At 63.5% G+C, this 20,071-nt stretch carries 17 protein-coding genes; 15 read left to right on the plus strand and 2 right to left on the minus strand.

Features of this window, described 5'->3' with window-relative positions; translation table 11 throughout:
• Positions 1-17 precede the first annotated feature (17 nt).
• Complete coding sequence (locus DFR48_RS03365; protein WP_114361690.1) at positions 18-746, plus strand: PAS domain-containing protein; 729 nt, start codon at positions 18-20, stop codon at positions 744-746.
• Positions 747-782: 36 nt separating this feature from the next.
• Here the strand turns inward: DFR48_RS03365 and DFR48_RS03370 are convergent, their stop codons facing one another.
• Positions 783-1,301, minus strand: a complete 519-nt coding sequence (locus tag DFR48_RS03370) for a hemerythrin domain-containing protein (protein WP_114361691.1) — start codon at positions 1,299-1,301, stop codon at positions 783-785.
• Positions 1,302-1,591: 290 nt separating this feature from the next.
• Between DFR48_RS03370 and ccoN the strand changes: the two genes are divergently transcribed.
• The 9 genes from ccoN (at position 1,592) to gndA (ending at position 11,410) form a co-directional block, all read left to right on the plus strand.
• Positions 1,592-3,220, plus strand: coding sequence for a cytochrome-c oxidase, cbb3-type subunit I (ccoN, locus tag DFR48_RS03375; protein ID WP_114361692.1), 1,629 nt, complete (start codon positions 1,592-1,594; stop codon positions 3,218-3,220).
• Between the two features lie 14 nt (positions 3,221-3,234).
• Positions 3,235-3,966 carry a cytochrome-c oxidase, cbb3-type subunit II gene (ccoO, locus tag DFR48_RS03380; RefSeq protein ID WP_114361693.1) on the plus strand — a complete coding sequence of 244 codons (732 nt, stop codon included), beginning with the start codon at positions 3,235-3,237 and terminating at the stop codon, positions 3,964-3,966.
• Positions 3,967-3,976: 10 nt separating this feature from the next.
• Positions 3,977-4,129, plus strand: coding sequence for a cbb3-type cytochrome c oxidase subunit 3 (locus tag DFR48_RS03385; protein ID WP_112684844.1), 153 nt, complete (start codon positions 3,977-3,979; stop codon positions 4,127-4,129).
• Between the two features lie 3 nt (positions 4,130-4,132).
• Positions 4,133-4,996, plus strand: coding sequence for a cytochrome-c oxidase, cbb3-type subunit III (ccoP, locus tag DFR48_RS03390; protein WP_114361694.1), 864 nt, complete (start codon positions 4,133-4,135; stop codon positions 4,994-4,996).
• A 285-nt stretch (positions 4,997-5,281) separates the two neighbouring features.
• Positions 5,282-6,871, plus strand: coding sequence for a cytochrome c oxidase accessory protein CcoG (gene ccoG, locus DFR48_RS03395; RefSeq protein ID WP_114361695.1), 1,590 nt, complete (start codon positions 5,282-5,284; stop codon positions 6,869-6,871).
• Positions 6,868-7,413, plus strand: coding sequence for a FixH family protein (locus DFR48_RS03400; RefSeq protein WP_114361696.1), 546 nt, complete (start codon positions 6,868-6,870; stop codon positions 7,411-7,413). Before ccoG ends, DFR48_RS03400 begins: the two co-directional genes overlap by 4 nt.
• The gene (locus DFR48_RS03405) at positions 7,410-9,710 is read left to right on the plus strand and encodes a cation-translocating P-type ATPase (protein WP_114361697.1); all 2,301 of its coding nucleotides are present in this window, start codon (positions 7,410-7,412) and stop codon (positions 9,708-9,710) included. The genes DFR48_RS03400 and DFR48_RS03405 overlap by 4 nt, the downstream gene beginning before the upstream one ends.
• Positions 9,707-9,862, plus strand: coding sequence for a cbb3-type cytochrome oxidase assembly protein CcoS (ccoS, locus tag DFR48_RS03410; protein ID WP_112684834.1), 156 nt, complete (start codon positions 9,707-9,709; stop codon positions 9,860-9,862). The genes DFR48_RS03405 and ccoS overlap by 4 nt, the downstream gene beginning before the upstream one ends.
• A gap of 126 nt (positions 9,863-9,988) precedes the next feature.
• Positions 9,989-11,410: an NADP-dependent phosphogluconate dehydrogenase gene (gndA, locus tag DFR48_RS03415; RefSeq protein WP_114361698.1), complete on the plus strand. Its 1,422-nt coding sequence runs from the start codon at positions 9,989-9,991 to the stop codon at positions 11,408-11,410.
• A gap of 48 nt (positions 11,411-11,458) precedes the next feature.
• Here the strand turns inward: gndA and DFR48_RS03420 are convergent, their stop codons facing one another.
• Positions 11,459-12,493, minus strand: a complete 1,035-nt coding sequence (locus DFR48_RS03420; RefSeq protein ID WP_114361699.1) for a LacI family transcriptional regulator — start codon at positions 12,491-12,493, stop codon at positions 11,459-11,461.
• 450 nt (positions 12,494-12,943) lie between these two features.
• Between DFR48_RS03420 and DFR48_RS03425 the strand changes: the two genes are divergently transcribed.
• The 5 genes from DFR48_RS03425 to DFR48_RS03445 all read left to right on the plus strand — a co-directional run bounded on the left by DFR48_RS03425 (position 12,944) and on the right by DFR48_RS03445 (position 20,027).
• Positions 12,944-14,179, plus strand: a complete 1,236-nt coding sequence (locus tag DFR48_RS03425) for an ABC transporter substrate-binding protein (RefSeq protein ID WP_114361700.1) — start codon at positions 12,944-12,946, stop codon at positions 14,177-14,179.
• A gap of 162 nt (positions 14,180-14,341) precedes the next feature.
• Positions 14,342-15,244 (plus strand): carbohydrate ABC transporter permease, encoded by a 903-nt coding sequence (locus DFR48_RS03430; RefSeq protein ID WP_114361701.1) that lies wholly within the window; start codon positions 14,342-14,344, stop codon positions 15,242-15,244.
• Positions 15,237-16,181: a carbohydrate ABC transporter permease gene (locus DFR48_RS03435; RefSeq protein ID WP_114361702.1), complete on the plus strand. Its 945-nt coding sequence runs from the start codon at positions 15,237-15,239 to the stop codon at positions 16,179-16,181. Before DFR48_RS03430 ends, DFR48_RS03435 begins: the two co-directional genes overlap by 8 nt.
• A gap of 5 nt (positions 16,182-16,186) precedes the next feature.
• Positions 16,187-17,278 carry an ABC transporter ATP-binding protein gene (locus DFR48_RS03440; protein WP_114361703.1) on the plus strand — a complete coding sequence of 364 codons (1,092 nt, stop codon included), beginning with the start codon at positions 16,187-16,189 and terminating at the stop codon, positions 17,276-17,278.
• Positions 17,279-17,570: 292 nt separating this feature from the next.
• A complete protein-coding gene (locus tag DFR48_RS03445) occupies positions 17,571-20,027 on the plus strand; it encodes a beta-mannosidase (RefSeq protein WP_245415505.1) in 2,457 nt (818 codons plus the stop codon).
• Positions 20,028-20,071: the final 44 nt, after the last annotated feature.

A 20,071-nucleotide genomic window follows, 5' to 3' on the forward strand; every position in this document is an offset into this window, starting at 1 on the left:
GCCGGGAGTGCTCCTTGATGCCAAAAGCGACACGGAAAGATAACCTGCGTGCACTGTTCGAGGTGGTTGCATTGAAGAGCGAGCAGCTTCGGCAGGCGGTTCGTTTCGGCGACGACCGTCTCGTCCGGTTGCTCGACAGGGAACTCGATCCGCTGATCGTGGCGGTGGTGGAGTATCACGCCTCGAACAGCGACGAGATATATCAACAGTTGCGCTTCATCAGCGATCTCATTCGCGACAACGCGGACGACCGATCCTGCGTCACGCGCCATTCGTCCGTCCTGTCGACGCTTCTCGACCGGTATTTCGGAGACGGAGAGGAACGGCCGGCGACCGGGAAGAGCGAGCAGGTGAGGGTGGCTGCGATCGCGGGTGACGACAATCTCTTCAACGAATCGATCCTCAATACGCTGTCGGAGCAGGTTGCAGTCGTAACCACCGACTATCGCTATCTCTATGCCAATCCTGCACATGCCTTGACCCTGAAGCGCAGACAGATCGAGATCGTCGGCCGTCACGTCGCGGAGTTCATGCCCGGCAGTCACTTCGAAGATTTTACGCGCACGCGGCTCGACCGCTGCTTTGCCGGCGAGACGCTGACGTTCACTTTCTCCTACCGGCCGTGGGGCCGCGAAGGGGCGGCGTGCTGCACGATGACGCCGTTCGAGGGGAACGATGGCCGGATCGTCGGCGCGGTGGTGCTGATTCGGCCGAAGCAGGAGCCCTGCAGCAAGATCGCCGCGTAATCGGCGCAGATGCGTCGCGTCCGGTCGCCTGCGAAGTCAGTGATGCCCGTTGGGTGTCGCATCCGGCGGCAACTGCGTCAGCAGGCAGTCGCGCTCGAAGGCGATATGCCGGCGCATGCCCTCGAAGAAGCCGCGTAACATGTAGCCGACGGCTTCCATGTTGACCGCGTCGCCAGTGCCGAGCTTCAGAAGTGCGTCCGTCAGTTCCTCCGCGAAGCACTCGTCCTCGCAGTGTTCGAACTTCAGCCGTTCGATTGTTTCGTGAAGCTGCGGGCCGCGCTGCGACTCGATCCAGGGAAACAGCACCGCCTCCTCGTACTCATGGATGCTCTGGACGAGGGGGCCGAGCATCTTGGCGGCGTAGAGGCACTTCTCCCGGTTGACGCTGGACGGCAGCGAATCGGCGATCTCCTCGAGCTCGTTGCAGAGGGCCAGCTGCTCGCCATGGGCACGGCGCAGCCACGCGATTGTCCGCTGATTGTCGTTGAGTGCTGCGGACAGAACGGGCGTGCCTGCCGTGGCATCGCAGCCCGTTCCGGTGGTTTTTGCTTTCATTACCGTCATCTCCGGTACCTCGACCGCGCCATAAGGTCGCGAACATGCCCGTCATCCTCCGCGCCTGCGAGGTTGAACTGGCTTTTCCCGCCGCCCGGGGCTCCCTGCGGCACCATTTCAGGCTGGCTGCGACAATATTCACTTTTCACTTAAGCACCGCTTTCCTGCATTGATTTAAATCAAGGTGCCTTGAGGCGCTCGATGTCAATTCTGCACACAGCGCAGGAGGATTCTCCGCCCTATCAGGGGTCTTTCTGCGGTTGATCAGCAAGCCGTTGGGGGTTCCAACAATGAATTACACAATAGAAACTACGGTGATGGCGATCCTCGCCTTCGCCGCGTTGCTCGGGGTGGCCTTCGCCCAGGACAGCCTTTTCGCTGTCCACATGACGGTCGCCTTCATCGTGCTGCTCGGCGGTACGGTCGTCATGCTGCGGCAGATGAAGTTCGCACCCGCGAACGCAAAGTCCGCCGCACAGGTCAAATCCGAATATTTCGATGAGGTCGTGAAATACGGCGTCATCGCGACCGTCTTCTGGGGAGTCGTCGGCTTCCTCGTCGGCGTCGTGGTCGCCTTGCAGCTCGCATTTCCCGACCTGAACATTGAACCCTGGTTCAATTTCGGCCGCATGCGTCCGCTGCATACGTCGGCGGTCATCTTCGCCTTCGGCGGCAATGCTCTGATCGCAAGCTCCTTCTACGTGGTTCAGCGCACCTCGCGCCAGCGTCTCTTCGGCGGCTCGCTCGGTTGGTTCGTATTCTGGGGCTATCAGCTCTTCATCGTGATGGCCGCGACGGGTTACTTGCTCGGCATCACCGAAGGTCGCGAATACGCCGAACCGGAATGGTATGTCGACCTCTGGCTCACCGTCGTCTGGGTTGCCTATCTGCTGGCCTTCCTCGGCACGATCCTGACCCGCAAGGAATCGCACATCTACGTGGCGAACTGGTTCTACCTGTCGTTCATCGTCACGATCGCGATGCTGCACATCGTCAACAACCTCTCGGTTCCGGTCTCCTTCCTCGGCGTGAAGAGCTACTCGGCCTTCTCGGGTGTGCAGGACGCGCTGACCCAGTGGTGGTACGGCCATAACGCCGTTGGCTTCTTCCTGACTGCCGGCTTCCTCGGCATGATGTACTACTTCGTTCCGAAGCAGGCCGGTCGCCCGGTCTATTCTTACCGTCTTTCGATCATCCATTTCTGGGCCCTGATCTTCCTCTACATCTGGGCCGGTCCGCACCACCTGCACTACACCGCTCTGCCCGACTGGGCGCAGACGCTCGGCATGGTGTTCTCGATCATGCTGTGGATGCCCTCGTGGGGTGGCATGATCAACGGTCTGATGACGCTCTCGGGCGCATGGGACAAGATCCGTACCGACCCGATCATCCGCATGATGGTCATCGCCATCGCCTTCTACGGCATGTCGACCTTCGAAGGCCCGATGATGTCGATCAAGGCAGTCAACTCGCTCAGCCACTACACGGACTGGACCATCGGTCACGTGCACTCGGGCGCTCTCGGCTGGGTCGGCATGATCTCCTTCGGCATGGTCTACTACCTGACGCCGAAGCTCTGGAACCGCAACCGCCTCTACTCGCTGCGGCTCGTCAACTGGCACTTCTGGCTCGCCACCCTCGGCATCGTTCTCTACGCCGCCGTCATGTGGGTCGCCGGTATTCAGCAGGGCCTGATGTGGCGCGAATACGATGCACAGGGCTTCCTGGTCTACTCGTTCGCCGAGTCGGTCGCCGCCATGTTCCCGTACTACGTCCTGCGTGCCGTCGGCGGTGCGATGTACCTCACCGGTGGTCTCATCATGGCCTACAACGTCCTGATGACCATCCGCGGCTACGAACGGCAGGAAGCACCGATCCCCGGTTCGGTCGTCCCCGCCGCCGTCCAGCCGGCTGAATAAGAAGGAAGGCTCTCATGTCTATTCTTGATAAACACCAAGTCCTCGAGAAGAACGCGAGCCTTCTCCTCGTCGCATCGCTGCTGGTCGTGACCGTCGGGGGTATCGTCGAAATCGTTCCGCTCTTCTACCTCGAGAACACCATCGAAAAGGTAGAGGGAATGCGGCCGTACTCGCCGCTGGAACTCGCCGGCCGGAACATCTACATCCGCGAAGGCTGCTACGTCTGCCATAGCCAGATGATCCGTCCGTTCCGCGACGAAGTGGAACGCTACGGTCACTACTCGCTGGCCGCGGAGTCGATGTACGACCATCCGTTCCAGTGGGGATCGAAGCGCACCGGGCCGGATCTGGCGCGCGTCGGCGACCGCTATTCGAACGAATGGCACGTTCAGCACCTGACCGAGCCCCGGGACGTCGTTCCGGAGTCGGTGATGCCGAGCTACTCCTTCCTGAAGACGACGCCGCTCAAGGTCGCGAACGTCACCGCGAACCTCGAGACCAACAGGATCGTTGGCGTCCCCTACACGGACGACATGATCGCGAATGCTGATGCGGATCTCGCCGCCCAGGCCGATCCGAACGCAGACACCTCGGGACTGCTGGCGCGCTATCCCAAGGCCAAGGTAGGTGATTTCGACGGCGATCCGGCGAAGCTGACGGAGATGGATGCACTCGTTGCCTATCTCCAGATGCTCGGCACGCTGGTGGACTTCACCACCTATGACGACGCGACCGGATATCGTTGAGGAGGGGCACATGGAAACCTACACGGCCATGCGCCACTTCGCCGACAGCTGGGGCCTGCTTGGCATGACCCTGTTCTTCGTTGGCGTGATCCTCTTCACCTACCGGCCCGGCGGCAAGAAACTGGCCGACGAGATCGCGCGCATCCCTCTCAAGGAGGACTAAGAGATGTCTGAGAAACATATTGACGAAATCAGTGGCGTCGAAACCACTGGCCATGAGTGGGACGGCATTCGTGAGCTCAACAACCCGTTGCCGCGCTGGTGGGTCTGGTTCTTCTACGCGACCATCGTCTGGGCGATCGGCTATACCATCGCCTATCCGGCCTGGCCGCTCCTGACGGGCAACACCAAGGGCATGCTGAACTACACCAACCGTGCGGCGCTGACCGAGGAAATGACGGCGGCGAAGGCGGCACAGGCGGTCTATCTCGACAAGATCGCCGCCTTGCCGCTCGACCAGATCGTCGCCGACAAGGAACTGGCGCAGTTCGCCATGTCCGGCGGTGCGGCGGCCTTCAAGGTCAACTGCGCGCCCTGCCATGGCTCGGGTGCCGCAGGTTCGCCTGGCTATCCGAACCTCAACGACAACGACTGGCTGTGGGGTGGCGATCTGGAGACGATCCAGACGACGCTCACCCACGGTATCCGCTATGATGCCGATGCCGATACCCGCGTGTCGCAGATGCCGGCCTTCGCCGACATCCTGCAGCCGGAACAGATCCAGCAGGTTGCCGCCTATGTCTGGAGCCTGACCAATACGCCGTCGGATCCGGCGCTCGTCGAACCCGGCAAGCAGGTCTTTGCGGACAACTGCGCCGCCTGCCATGGCCCCGACGCCAAGGGCATGCGCGAGTTCGGCGCTCCGAACCTGACCGACGCGATCTGGCTGCGCGTGCAGGGCGAGCAGGGCATCGCCCAGCAGGTCGCCCAGCCGAAGCATGGTGTGATGCCGGCCTGGGGTGCTCGCCTCGGCGACACCACCGTCAAGGAACTTGCCGTCTACGTCCATTCGCTGGGTGGCGGCGAGTAAGCAGTGCCTGCCGGCGGCCGGAGACGGCCGCCGGACCACGTGAATGCAATCAGGTCCCCTTTTCAGACCACGCCTGTCGCGTGGTCTCTTTTTTTGAAGGGTGCCCCGCGTGGCCGGTCAGGCCTGCTCGCCTCTCCGGACCGGCAGCGATCCCCGCGCGTGACCTTATGCCGCTGGCGGCGCTGTTCACCCTTCGTTGCGACGCTTCGCCGCCCCTTGATATAAGTCAAGGCGGCCATCTTGGCGAAGTGGGAAAAGGGTGGCCAGAATACGAGGTCCCCAGTCATGAATCTTCACATCGACAAGAACAATCCGGCAGGCTCCGACGAGGTCGAGCGGCTCGAGGCGGAGCCGGTGATGTCCGCCAAGCGGCGGGAACCCCTCTACAAGGCTCGGAAGAAGATATTTCCGAAGCGTGCGGAGGGGCGATTCCGGCAGTTCAAGTGGCTGGTCATGCTCGTGACGCTCGGCATCTACTACCTGACGCCGTGGCTGAGATGGGATCGTGGTGAGTTCGCGCCCGACCAGGCGGTGCTTATCGACCTCGCCCATCGCCGCTTCTACTTCTTCTTCATCGAGATCTGGCCGCAGGAATTCTTCTTCGTCGCGGGCCTGCTGGTCATGGCGGGCTTCGGCCTTTTCCTCATAACCTCGGCCGTCGGCCGCGCCTGGTGCGGCTATACCTGTCCGCAGACGGTCTGGGTGGACCTTTTCCTGGTCGTCGAGCGGGCGATCGAAGGTGACCGCAACGCACGCATGAAGCTTGAGACGGCGCCCTGGACCTTCGACAAGATCTGGAAGCGTGTGACCAAGCATGCGATGTGGCTGGCCATTGCCGTTGCGACCGGCGGCGCCTGGATCTTCTACTTCGCCGACGCGCCGATGCTCGCGATGGATTTCATCGAGGGGCAGGCGGCTCCGGTCGCCTACATGACCGTCGCCGTGCTTACCGCGACCACCTATCTCTTCGGCGGCCTGATGCGCGAACAGGTTTGCGTCTACATGTGTCCCTGGCCGCGCATTCAGGCGGCGATGCTCGACGAGAGTTCCCTGGTCGTGACCTACAACGACTGGCGTGGCGAGCCGCGCATCCGTGGTACCAAGAAGGCGGCCGCCGAGGGCAAGGTTGCCGGCGACTGCGTCGACTGCAATGCCTGCGTCGCCGTCTGTCCCATGGGTATCGATATCCGCGACGGGCAGCAGCTGGAATGCATCACCTGCGCGCTCTGCATCGATGCTTGCGACGCGGTCATGGACAAGATCGGCAGGCCGCGTGGCCTGATCGCCTACGCGACGCTCGAGGAATATCAGTCCAACATGGCGCTTGCGACCGACAACGGCACCACCGAGATCCAGCCGAACCGTGTGCACAATGCCGACGGCACGTTCAGCGACAAGGTTCGCCACTTCAACTGGCGCGTCATCTTCCGTCCACGGACGCTCCTCTACATGGGTGTCTGGACGGCCGTCGGCATCGGGCTTCTCGTTGCGCTGCTCGGCCGCGACCGGCTGGAGATCAACGTCCTGCACGACCGCAATCCGCAATACGTGCTGGAATCCGACGGATCGATCCGCAACGGTTACACCGTTCGCCTCTTGAACATGGTGCCGCAGCCGCGCAACGTGGAAGTCACGCTGGACGGCCTGCGGGGCGCGACCATGCGGGTGAACGGCTTGTCGGAAGTGGATGTCCGTTCCTTCACGGTCAACGTCGAACCCGACGAGGCGACGACCCTGAAGGTGTTCGTCACCGTGCCGGCGGACCAGATCGAGTCCACGGTCGAGAGCTTCCGGTTCAACGTCAAGGACGTCGATAGCGAGGAAGCCGACAGCTACAAGGCAGTGTTCAACGCTCCTGGAGAGAAACACAAATGAGTGTGCGTGAGGAAAAGGCCGGGTTCGTGTTCACCGGCAGGCATATGGCCGGCGTTTTGATCCTGTTCTTCGGAACGATCATCTCGGTCAACCTCGTGATGGCCTATTACGCCTCTTCGACCTGGAGCGGTCTAGTGGTTCAGAACACCTATGTCGCCAGCCAGCAGTTCAACGCCAAGGCTGAGGCGATCCGCGAGATGCTGGCTTCCGGCATCAAGGGTGAACTGGACGTTTCCGGTGACGCGATCCGCTACCGGCTGACCCTTCCGGTGGACCAGCCCGTCGCCGCCGACAAGGTGACCGCGCATTTCAAGCGACCCGTCGGCGAGCATCAGGACTTCGTCGCCGAGCTTTCGGCGCTCGGCGGCGGCCTCTACGGCGCAAGCCACGAGGTTCTGCCGGGCGAGTGGATCGTCGAACTGATCGCGGTCAAGGACGGCAAGCCGATCATGCACGAGGCGCCGCGCATCGCGCTCGCCGACGGCAGGATGATCCTGCTCGAGGAGCGACACGAGCATCCCGGCGAAGGAGGCAAGAAATGAGCTGCTGTGCGGCCGGAACCGAAGGCGCACTCGACATCGAACGAGCCGGCCATGCGCTGCCGACGGCCGAGGAACTGCGGCTCGCGAGCCGCGACCTCGGTGACGGCCTGCAGCAGATCGACCTCGCGGTGCCCGCCGTTCATTGCGGCGCGTGCATCACAACGATCGAGACGGCTCTGCGGAAACTTCCCGAGGTCGAGCGGGCCCGCGTCAACCTGACGTCCAAGCGGGTGTCGATCGTCTGGCGGGAAGAGCAGGGCGGTCGTCCGACCGATCCTTCGATATTGCCGCGGGCGATTGCCGCGACCGGCTACGAAACCCATCTCTTCACGACGGCCGCGGAAGCCTCCGACGAGTTGCGCAACAAGCTGATCCGGGCGGTGGCGCTCTCCGGCTTTGCCGCCGGCAACATCATGCTGCTGTCGGTTTCGATCTGGTCGGGTGCCGATGCCGCGACACGTGATCTCTTCCACTGGATTTCGGCGATGATCGCCGCGCCCGCGCTGATCTTCGCCGGCCGGTTCTTCTATCAGTCCGCCTGGAACGCGCTCAAGCATGGCCGCACCAACATGGACGTGCCGATCGCGCTGGCGATCACGCTCTCCTACGTCGTCTCCCTGTGGGAAACCGTCCATCACGGCGAACATGCCTGGTTCGACGCGACCGTGTCGCTGCTCTTCTTCCTTTTGATCGGCCGCACGCTCGACCATGTCATGCGTGACCGCGCGCGCTCCGCGATCACCGGGCTTGCGCGGCTCAGCCCCCGCGGTGCCATGGTGCTCGGCGAGAACGGCGCGCGCGACTACCGGCCCGTCGAGGAAATCCGCGTCGGCGACCGGGTCGCGATCGCGGCCGGCGACAGGGTGCCCGTCGACGGCGAGATCGTCGCTGGTTCGAGCGACATGGACGTCTCGATCGTCAACGGCGAGAGCGCACCGCTTGCGGTCACCACCGGCGACGGCGTGCAGGCGGGAACGCTGAGCCTTACCGGCTCGCTGGTCATCCGTGCGACGGCGACGGCGCGCGATTCCTTCCTCGCGGAAATCATCGGCCTCATGGAAGCGGCCGAAGGGGGCAGGGCGCGATACCGGCGCATCGCCGACCGCGCGGCGCAGATCTATGCGCCGGCGGTGCATCTTCTGGCGCTGACCACCTTCCTCGGCTGGGGCATCTTCGGCGGCGACTGGAAGCAGGCGATGCTGATTGCGATCTCCGTGCTGATCATCACCTGCCCCTGCGCGCTCGGACTTGCTGTTCCGGTGGTGCAGGTCGTCGCTGCCGGCCGTCTCTTCCGCAACGGGATCATGGTCAAGGACGGGTCCGCCATGGAGCGGCTTGCCGAAATCGACACGATCGCCTTCGACAAGACCGGCACGCTGACGCTCGGGCGTCCGCGCTTCATCAACCGCTCGGAGGTCGATCCGCAGCATCTTGCGCTTGCCGCAGGCCTCGCGGCCCATTCGCGCCACCCGCTGTCGCGCGCGCTTCACGCGGCGGGCGGCCGCCCGTCGTCCGACCTCGACACCGTCCGCGAAATTCCGGGTGCCGGCGTCGAGGCGGTTACGCCGGACGGCACCTATCGTCTCGGCAGCCGCGCGTTCGCCTGCGAGACGGCCGGCGCCTCCGCGGGCGAGAATGACGCGACCTCCGAGGTCGTGCTGTCGCTCGACGGCCGGGAACTCGAAAGCTTCCGCTTCGAGGATGCGGTGCGGCCGGGTGCGGAAAAGGCGGTCGCACGGCTGAAGTCCCGGGGCTATGCCGTGGGCATCCTCTCGGGAGATCGCGAAGGTGTCGTCGCGCCGCTGGCGCGTCGTCTCGGCATCGAGAATTGGCGCTCGGGTCTGTCTCCGCGCGAGAAGGCCGAGCTTTGTGCTGCTGCCTCCGACAAGGGGCAGAAGCTGCTGATGGTCGGTGACGGCATCAACGATGCGCCGGCGCTCGCCGCCGCCCACGTGTCGATCGCGCCGGCGACCGCCGCCGATGTCGGCCGCCAGGCTGCCGATTTCGTCTTCATGCGCGACAGTCTCGATGCGGTTCCGTTCGCCATCCAGGCATCCCGCCGCGCCGGCCGGCTGATCCGCGAGAATTTCGCGCTCGCGATCGGCTATAATGCGCTGGCGGTTCCGATCGCGATCCTGGGCTATGCGACACCGCTGATCGCGGCAATCGCCATGTCGACCTCGTCGATCATCGTCGTCCTCAATGCGTTGCGGCTCAACCGGCTCGAAATGGCCGATCAGCCCGCGACGGATGAAAAGCCGTCCTATGCCGGTCCGGAGGCGTCGTTCGCGTCATGAACATGCTGATCTTCCTCATCCCGATCGCACTCTTTCTCGGCGGTCTCGGACTTTTCGCCTTCCTCTGGTCGCTGAAGAGCGGCCAGTACGAGGACCTCGAAGGCGCCTCCTGGCGCGTTCTCGACGACGGCGACGACCGGCCGGCGCGCTGAACGACCTAAGGAGCAGCCCGCGGTTCCTCGCAGGTGTTCGGCTGACGCTGCCCGGCAGATCGGCGCTTGCTGCCCGTTCCGATGAGTGCCACATATGCCTCCACCTGAAACGAAGGAGGCTTGCGCATGCAGACGGCTGAAATCGGCTTGATCGGTCTCGGGGTGATGGGGTCAAACCTCGCCCTCAACATTGCGGAAAAAGGCAACCGGATCGCGGTCTTCAACCGCACGGCCGCGCGCACCGACGAGTTCCTTGAGGAGGCGGGCGACCTTGGCGGCAACATCGTCGGTTGCCGTACGATCGAGGCGTTCGTCGCCGCCATCCGTCCCCCGCGCCCGATCGTCATCATGATCAAGGCCGGCGATGCCGTCGATGCGCAGATCGATGCGCTGATGCCGTATCTCGCAAATGGCGACATCATGATCGACGCCGGGAACGCCAATTTCCGCGACACGATGGCCCGTTTCGACCGTCTGAAGGACACCGGCTTCACCTACATCGGCATGGGCGTTTCGGGCGGCGAGGAGGGCGCGCGCCACGGTCCGTCAGTCATGGTCGGCGGTACGCCGGACTCCTACGCTCGCGTCGAGAATGTCCTGACCTCGATCGCCGCGAAATACGAAGGCGATCCGTGCTGCGCGTGGCTCGGGCCGAACGGCGCGGGCCACTTCGTCAAGACGATCCACAACGGCATCGAATATGCCGACATGCAGATGATCGCGGAGATCTACGGCATCCTGCGCGACGGTCTCGGCAAACAGGCTCCGGAGATCGCCGGGGTCTTCGGTGCCTGGAACCGCGGTAGGCTCAATTCCTACCTGATCGAGATCACCGAGAAGGTGCTGCAGGCAAAGGACACTGTGACGGGAGCCGCGATCGTCGACATGATCCTCGACCGCGCCGGCCAGAAGGGCACCGGCAAATGGTCGGTCATTGAGGCGCAGCAGATGGGCGTGCCGGCGACGGCGATCGAGGCGGCGGTCGCCGCCCGCAGCCTCTCGTCGATGAAGGACGAGCGTGTTGCCGCGGAGACCATCTTCCCCGGCGGGCGTTCGCGCTTCGAACTGCCGGCCGGCGTCGCCCTCGAAACCGAGCTCGAACTGGCGCTCTTCGCCGCCAAGATCGCCGCCTATGCGCAGGGGTTTGCCGTGCTTTCCTCCGCCAGCCGCGAGTACGACTGGTCGCTGCCGATGCCGACCATCGCCCGGATCTGGCGGGCCGGCTGCATCATTCGCTCGCAGTTCCTCGACGAGATCACCCGCGCCTTTACCGCCAACCCGGAAGCGGCGAACCTGATCGTCACGCCCGCCTTCTCCGCCATGGTGCAGGAGAGCCTGCCGTCATTGCGCCGGGTCGTCGCAGCCGCCGTTGCGGCGGGACTTCCGGTCCCGGCACTCGCCTCGGCACTCTCCTACTTCGATTCCTATCGGCAAGCGCGCGGAACCGCCAACCTCATCCAGGCGCAGCGTGATTTCTTCGGGGCACATGGTTTCGAGCGTACCGACGGGCTCGACAGGCCGCACGGTCCCTGGGGCAGCGGCGCGTGAACGATCAGACCGCAGCGAAAATCTGAAGACAAGAGGAGCCCGTCGCGGTCAGTCGGACCAGACGGGCTCGCTCATGCTCTGGAGATGCTCCGGCGCGATGCCGTCGATGCGGGCGATGACCGCTTTCGCGAGTTCGCGGCCGGCGTGCTGCACGTCTTCGAAGGCGGTGATGATCTCCGGGCGGATCCATTTGAGGATCGGGGCGGATTCCTTCGAAACGAGGTCGATGTCGCGACCGACCCGCTTTCCAGCCGCCTCGATGCCGGCATTGACGGCGATGGTGGCACTGCCGGAGGATGAGACGATGCCGTCCGGCGCGTCGTCGGAGCGCATCAGCGCCTCGATCGCATCGCGGATGTCCTGCAGTGGCGCGTCGATGTTGAGGCCGAGCGGGACCTCCCTCGCGCCGTGCTCACGGAGCCCCGTTGCGAAGCCCGCCCGCGTGTGGGTGTAGTAGGAGAGCTTGCTCGGCGGCTGGAGCAGCGCGATGCGCCTGCGCCCGCGGCGCACGAGGCGCTCGACCGCCTGATGGGCGAAGGCCTCGTTGTCGAAATCGTGATAGGGGTGAACGAGCCCGGCATCGGTGCGCCCATGGGTGGCGAACGGCATGTTCTGCTCGGAGAGCAGCCGCACGCGCGGATCGTCCGGCTCGATCCGCGAGATGATGACGCCGTCCGCCGATCCGGTGTCGAGAATGTAGCGCACCGGCAGCATCGGGTCCTTGCTGTGGGAATGCGGCGTCACCACGATGTGGTAGGGCGTTCCTGTCAGCACCTCGGAGATGCCGAAGACCATCTGGCTCGAAAAGCCCATGATCTCCTCGTCGATGCTGAGCACCAGCGCGATGACGTTGGTCTTGCCGGTGCGAAGGCGCACGCCGGCGCGATTCGGCTGATAGCCGAGCTGCCGCGCGACCATGCGCACGCGCTCCTTCGTGTCCGCGCCGATGTCCGGAGCATCCTTCAATGCCCTGGAAATCGTGGTGATGCCCAACCCCGTCATATAGGCGATGGTCTTGAGTGTCGGCCGCTCGGCTGTCGTGCCAGCCGGTCTGCGGACTTCGCTCGCCTTACCCTTCTTCATATGTTCCCCGCCGCTTACGATGATCCGCATTATAGACACCGTCGCAGGCGTCGCAATCGATCCGGACCAGTCATTCAGGACAAGCGTAAGGCAGGCAATCTGAAACGTTGCAGTGAATTTGTCGAGTGTTCGCAAGGTAAAATTTTGACGGGAACAACCAGTGGTGTCGCTTTGCCGTCGGCGGCGAGCATTTCGCACGTGCGAGGGCATGGCCGGACGCCGGATCTCCGAGTATCCGCCGCAACTCTGCTAAGTTTTCGGCGGAAATGATCAAAATGCCGATCGTTGCGGTGCAGCGATGAGGTGACGGCCGACTCGCCACTTGACTGGCAAATATCGCGTAATGGTTGAAAATATCGCTTCGAAGAGATTGTTGATGCTTCCCGGTTGCACGGTTCAAACGTTTCGCATAGATTTTTTACGGCAACGTTTCAGTGAGGGAGGACACTCATGAATTTTCGTCGTATTGCCGTTTTGCTCGCAGCCAGCGTGGTTCTGCCGTTCGGGGCAGCCCAGGCGACCGATCTTGAAGTAACGCATTGGTGGACGTCGGGAGGTGAGGCGGCGGCAGTCGCCGAACTCGCCAAGGCCTTCGATGCGACCGGCAACAAATGGGTCGACGGCGCTATCGCCGGCTCTGGAGGCACCGCCCGGCCGATCATGGTCAGCCGTATCACCGGTGGCGACCCGATGGGGGCCACGCAATTCAACCACGGTCGCCAGGCGGAGGAGCTTGTCGAGGCGGGGCTGATGCGCGACCTTACCGATGTCGCGACCAAGGAGAACTGGAAGGAGATCGTCCGTCCGTCGAGTCTGCTCGACAGCTGCACGATCGACGGCAAGATCTATTGCGCCCCGGTCAACATCCACTCGTGGCAGTGGCTGTGGCTTTCCAATGCGGCCTTCGAGAAGGCGGGCGTTGCTGTGCCGAAGAACTGGGACGAGTTCGTCGCAGCAGCCCCGGCTCTCGAGAAGGCCGGCATCATCCCGCTCGCTGTCGGCGGCCAGCCCTGGCAGTCCGCCGGTGCCTTCGACGTGCTGATGGTCGCTATCGCCGGCAAGGACGTGTTCCACAAGGTGTTCAAGGACAAGGATGCCGAGGTGGCCGCCGGGCCGGAGATTGCCAAGGTGTTCAAGGCGGCAGACGATGCGCGCCGGATGTCGAAGGGTTCGAACGTGCAGGACTGGAACCAGGCCACCAACCTGGTCATCACCGGCAAGGCTGCGGGCCAGATCATGGGCGACTGGGCACAGGGCGAGTTCGCACTCGCGGGCCAGACGGCCGGCAAGGACTATAGCTGCCTTCCGGGCCTCGGCGTGAACGAGATCATCTCGACGGGCGGCGACGCCTTCTACTTCCCGCTGCTGAAGGACGAAGAAAAGTCCAAGGCGCAGGAGGTCCTGGCCTCGACGCTTCTCAATCCGGCGACGCAGGTCGCCTTCAACCTCAAGAAGGGTTCGCTGCCGGTGCGGGGCGACGTCGACCTCGCCGCCGCCAACGACTGCATGAAGAAGGGCCTCGACATTCTTGCCAAGGGCAATGTGATCGAAGGCACCGACCAGCTGATGTCTCCCGACAGCCAGAAGCAGAAGGAAGACCTGTTCTCCGAGTTCTTCGCCAATCCCTCGATGACGCCCGAGGACGCGCAGAAGCGTTTCGTCGACATCATCGCTTCGGCGGAGTGATCGGCGGTTTCGCGCTCCGGCCGGCGGCTTTCTCCGTCGGCCGGCATGTCTCCTTCCGGCGGGAAGGAGAGGTGAGGGCTTCCATGGGTCGCGGTAACGGCGGGCATCGCCGGTCCGAATGACGCCCGGTTGCCTTCGGTCGTGAATGAGGAGGATATGTCAATGACGGGCCAGACGTATGCCGGTCGACCCAGCAAGCTCTTGCGCAATCTCAATGCGAAGATTGCCTCCATTCCGATGATCCTCGTCGCCGTCGTCATCTTCCTCGGCGGCACGATCTGGACAGTGGTCTATTCGTTCACCAATTCGAAGCTCCTGCCGCGGCTGAAATTCGTCGGCATCGAGCAGTATGAACGCCTGTGGGCGGCGCCGCGCTGGCTGATCTCGATCGAGAATCTCGCGATCTACGGCTTCTTCACGCTCGTCTTCAGTCTGGTGATCGGTTTCGTTCTCGCGGCGCTGATGGACCAGAAGATCCGGTTCGAGAACACGTTCCGGACGATCTTTCTCTATCCTTTCGCGCTTTCGTTCATTGTCACCGGTCTCGTCTGGCAATGGCTGCTCAACCCCGAATACGGCATTCAGTCGGTGGTGCGCAGCCTCGGATGGACGAGCTTCACCTTCGATCCGCTCTATAATTCCGAGATCGTCATCTACGGCGTTCTGATTGCCGGGCTCTGGCAGGGGACGGGGCTCGTCATGTGCCTGTTGCTTGCCGGCTTGCGCGGCATTGACGAGGACATCTGGAAGGCCTCCCGCGTCGACGGCATTCCGATCTGGAAGACCTATCTCCTCATCGTCATCCCGATGATGCGGCCGGTCTTCATCACCACCCTCGTCATCATCGCGAGCGGCATCGTGCGCGTCTACGACCTCGTCGTCGCACAGACCAGCGGCGGCCCCGGTATCGCCTCGGAAGTGCCTGCGAAATACGTCTACGATTACATGTTCCAGGCGCAGAACCTCGGGCAGGGCTTTGCCGCATCAACAATGATGCTGATCACCGTCGCGATCGTGATCATCCCCTGGGCCTATCTCGAATTCGGAGGAAAGAAGCGTGGCTAATCCCGGCTCCCTCAACACGACCGCGGCCGCCCTCGACGCCTCTTCCGGCCGGCTCGGCTCCGAGCCGCGCGGCGCGCGGCCCCGGCGAGCCCTCTCGTCGCGTAACATCATGATCTACGGCACGCTCCTCGTCGCCGCCGCCTACTACCTGCTGCCGCTCTACGTGATGGTGATGACCTCGCTCAAGGGCATGCCGGAAATCCGCCTCGGCAACATCTTCTCGCCGCCGGTCGAAATCACCTTCGAGCCCTGGGTGAAAGCCTGGGCGACCGCCTGCACGGGGCTCAACTGCGACGGCCTTTCGCGCGGCTTCTGGAATTCGGTGAGGATCACGATCCCCTCGACGCTGGTGTCGATCCTGATCGCCTCGGTCAACGGCTATGCGCTCGCCAACTGGCGCTTCAAGGGTGCCGACCTCTTCTTCACCATCCTCATCATCGGCGCCTTCATCCCCTATCAGGTGATGATCTATCCGATCGTCATCGTGCTGCGCGAGATGGGCATCTACGGCACGCTGACCGGTCTCGTCATCGTGCACACCATCTTCGGCATGCCGATCCTGACGCTGCTCTTCCGCAACTATTTCACCTCGCTGCCGGAAGAGCTCTTCAAGGCGGCCCGCATCGACGGCGCCGGGTTCTGGCAGATCTATTTCAGGATCATGCTGCCGATGTCCCTGCCAATCTTCGTGGTCGCGATGATCCTGCAGGTCACCGGCATCTGGAACGACTTCCTGTTCGGCGTCGTGTTCACGCGGCCCGAATACTACCCGATGACCGTCCAGCTCAACAACATCGTCAACTCCGTTCAGGGCGTGAAGGAATACAACGTCAACATGGCCGCGACGCTGCTGACCGGCGCGGTTCCGCTCATCGTCTACTTCGTCTCCGGACGCCTCTTCGTCCGGGGCATCGCCGCCGGCGCAGTCAAGGGTTAAGCAAGATGTCGCATTCTGTTTCCATCAAGGATCTGTCTTTGAGCTTCGGCGCCGTGAAGGTGCTGCAAAACCTCGATCTCGATATCCGTGACGGCGAGTTCCTCGTCCTGCTCGGCTCGTCCGGCTGCGGAAAGTCGACGCTTCTGAACTGCATCGCAGGCCTCCTCGAGCCGACCGACGGACAGATATTCATCAAGAACCGCAACGTCACCTGGGAGGAGCCGAAGGACCGCGGCATCGGCATGGTGTTCCAGTCCTATGCGCTTTACCCGCAGATGTCGGTGGAGAAGAACCTCTCCTTCGGCCTGCAGGTCGCCAAGGTGCCGACGCCGGAGATCGAAAAGCGCGTGGCGCGAGCGGCCGAAATCCTGCAGATCGGTCCGCTTCTGAAGCGCAAGCCGGCCGAACTCTCCGGCGGCCAGCGCCAGCGCGTGGCGATCGGCCGTGCGCTGGTGCGCGATGTCGACGTCTTCCTGTTCGACGAGCCGCTTTCCAATCTCGATGCCAAGCTGCGCTCGGAACTGCGCGTCGAGATCAAGCGGCTGCATCAGTCGCTCAGGAACACGATGATCTACGTCACCCACGACCAGATCGAGGCGCTGACGCTCGCCGACCGGATCGCCATCATGAAGAGCGGCGTCATCCAGCAGCTCGACGACCCGATGACGATCTACAACCGCCCGCGCAACCTCTTCGTCGCCGGCTTCATCGGTTCCCCGTCGATGAACTTCATCCGCGGCGAAATCGCCGAACGGGGCGGGCGCCCGGTCTTCCACACCGACGGCGTCGACTTCACGCTCGATGGCTACGCGGCGAACGGGGCGCTGGGTGCCGGTCGAAAGGTGGTCCTCGGCGCGCGCCCCGAGCATGTCCTCGTCGACGAGGATATTGCCGCGGGTGCCGAGGTCCACGAGGCGGTGGTGGACATCGAGGAGCCGATGGGCGCCGACAACCTGCTGTGGCTCAAGCTTGCCGGCCATGTGCTCGGTGTACGCATCGCCGGCACTCGTCGCTACCGTCCCGGCACGAAGGTGCGCCTCGGCTTCGACATGACGGTCGCCTCGCTCTTCGATGCCACGACGGAGGAACGGATTTGAACGCCGGCGTCCGGGTGAACGTACCCCCCTCTGCCCTGCCGGGCATCTCCCCCTCAAGGGGGGAGATCGCCGGGTTTCCGGCGCACCGATCTGCCTCTGATGCTGGCGCGAGCCGATGCGTCGATGGGGTTTCGTCCTGGACTTCGGGAAACCTCGCGTGGAGCGGCGCAGCGCATGTTTCGTCCTGCTCACGAGATGCGGCGGCCGACGCACGTCGATCTCCCCCCTTGAGGGGGAGATGGCCGGCAGGCCAGAGGGGGGTGCTCGTGCCTCCGACAGACGGACCAAGATCATGACATCACCCGCACCCTCGACCACCATCGACCTCTCCGGCGAATGGCGCCTGTCCACCGCCGACGGCGAGCACAGTTGCGCAATCCTGTTGCCGGGCGACGTGCACTCGGCCTTGCAGGCCGCGGGTCTCATTCCGGACCCCTATGTCGGGCGCAACGAGGAGCGCGTGCAGTGGGTCGCCGAATGCGATTGGGTGCTGGAGAGGACCTTCTTCCTCGACCATGCGGACGGCCGCTTCTATCTCGACCTCGACTATCTCGACACGGTTGCCGTCGTCTTCGTCAACGACATCCCCGTGCTTTCCTCGGACAACTGCTTCCGGCGCTACCGGCCGGACATCTCCGAGGCGCTGGAGCCGGGTGAAAACCGCATCCGCATCCTCCTGCACTCATCGATTGCGGCCGGCGCCGAGCGGCAGGCCCGTCAGCCCTTCTATGTTCCCTATTCCACCACCAACTCACCGGTCCCCAACGGCAACATGCTGCGCAAGCCGCAGTGCCATTTCGGCTGGGACTGGAACATCGCGCTTGCGCCGCTCGGCCTTTACGGGACGGTCGCGCTGAAGGCGCTCGATCCGGCGCGGATCGAGCATCTCGTCACCCGCCAGGTGCACAACGAGGACGGCAGCGTCGATCTCCACGTCACGCTGATGCTCTACGCTGCCGAACCGGCCGTCGTCCCGGTACATTTCGATCTCGACGGCGAGCGGGTGCTACTCGATTGCGGCATCGACGCAGGCGAAACGACGATCCCGCACATCTTCCATATCGAGGGGCCGCGGCTCTGGTGGCCGGCGGGCAGCGGCGAACAGGCGCTCTACCGCCTGACCGTCGAGATCCCCGGTGAGGTGGTGACACGGCAGATCGGTCTCCGGACCATCGAACTTGTGACCGACGCAGACGATGCTGGCAGCCGCTTCGCCTTCCGTATCAACGGGCGGGAAATCTTCTGCCGCGGCGCGAACTGGATACCGGCGGATGCGCTCTTTTCTCGGACCTCGCCGGAGAGGACCGAAGACTTGCTGCGCTCGGCGGTCGAAGCCAACATGAACATGATCCGCGTCTGGGGCGGCGGGTTCTACGAGCACGACTGGTTCTACGATCTCTGCGACCGGCTTGGCCTCATGGTCTGGCAGGACTTCATGTTCTCCTGCAATCTCTATCCCTGCACCGAGGATTTCCTGGCAAACGTCGTCGAGGAGGTGGACTACCAGGTCAGACGCCTTTCCTCGCACGCCTCCATCGTGGTCTGGTGCGGCGACAACGAACTCGTCGGCGCGCTCACCTGGTTCCCGGAATCGCGCGACAACCGCGACCGCTATCTCGTCGCCTATGACCGACTCAACCGGACGGTCGAGCAGGGGCTGAAGAAGGCGGCGCCGGAGGCGATCTGGTGGCCGTCGAGCCCGGCGTCGGGCTATCTCGACTACGGTGACGCCTGGCATGCCGACGGGTCGGGCGACATGCATTTCTGGTCGGTCTGGCACGAAAACAAGAGTTTCGATAATTACCGAACTGTCAAACCGCGGTTCTGCTCGGAATTCGGTTTCCAGTCCTATACCTCGCTTCCGGTTATCCGTGGCTTCGCAGCGGCGAAGGACATGAATATCGCCTCGCCGGTGATCGAGCTGCACCAGAAGAATGTCGGCGGCAACGAGCGGATCGCCGGCACCATGTTCCGCTATTTCCGTTTCCCGAAGGATTTCGCCAACTTCGTCTATCTTTCGCAGATCCAGCAGGGACTGGCGATCAGGACGGCGGTCGACTACTGGCGGTCCTTGAAACCCCATTGCATGGGGACTCTCTACTGGCAGCTCAACGACACCTGGCCGGTTGCCTCCTGGGCGAGCCTCGATTACGGCGGCGGCTGGAAGGCGATGCACTACATGGCGCGCCGCTTCTTCCAGCCGGTCACGGTCGCCGCGATACCGTCCGAGGACGGTGACGAGATCCGCTTCTCAATGGTCAACGACACACTGGAGCCGGCGGCGGTCGACATGAACCTCTTCGCGGTGACGCCCGGTGGCGAGAAGATCCCGCTGCGGACGGCGAGCGGGACGTGCCCGCCCGACAGGGCCGAAACCCTGCTCATTCTTGCGGCGGACGACATTCCGGCGGGCTGCATCCTCGCCTGGAGCTTCATCGCCAACGGCACGAGCGGCGAGGGCCACTATGTCCACGGCACCTACAAGGCACTCGACCTCGAGCCTCCGGGGCTGACGCTGCAGGCGGCACCGGGGCAGGGCGGCACGGTCGAAATCACCGTCTCTGCCAGCGGCCTCGCGCTCTTCATCATGATCGAGTGCGATCTCGCCGGCCGCTATTCCGACAACGCCTTCGACCTTGCGGCCGGCGAAAGCCGTGTCGTGACCTTCACGCCGAGGGAACCGCTCGCGGCAGGCGACCTGCCGGACTTCATTCTCTACGACCTCTATTCCTGCCAGGCCGCGAGCTGATCCTTCTGCGGCCTGCCCGACCAGACCCCGGGGCACCACCCGAA

It is taken from the genome of Ciceribacter lividus (genome assembly GCF_003337715.1).
GTDB classification, from domain to species: domain Bacteria; phylum Pseudomonadota; class Alphaproteobacteria; order Rhizobiales; family Rhizobiaceae; genus Allorhizobium; species Allorhizobium lividum.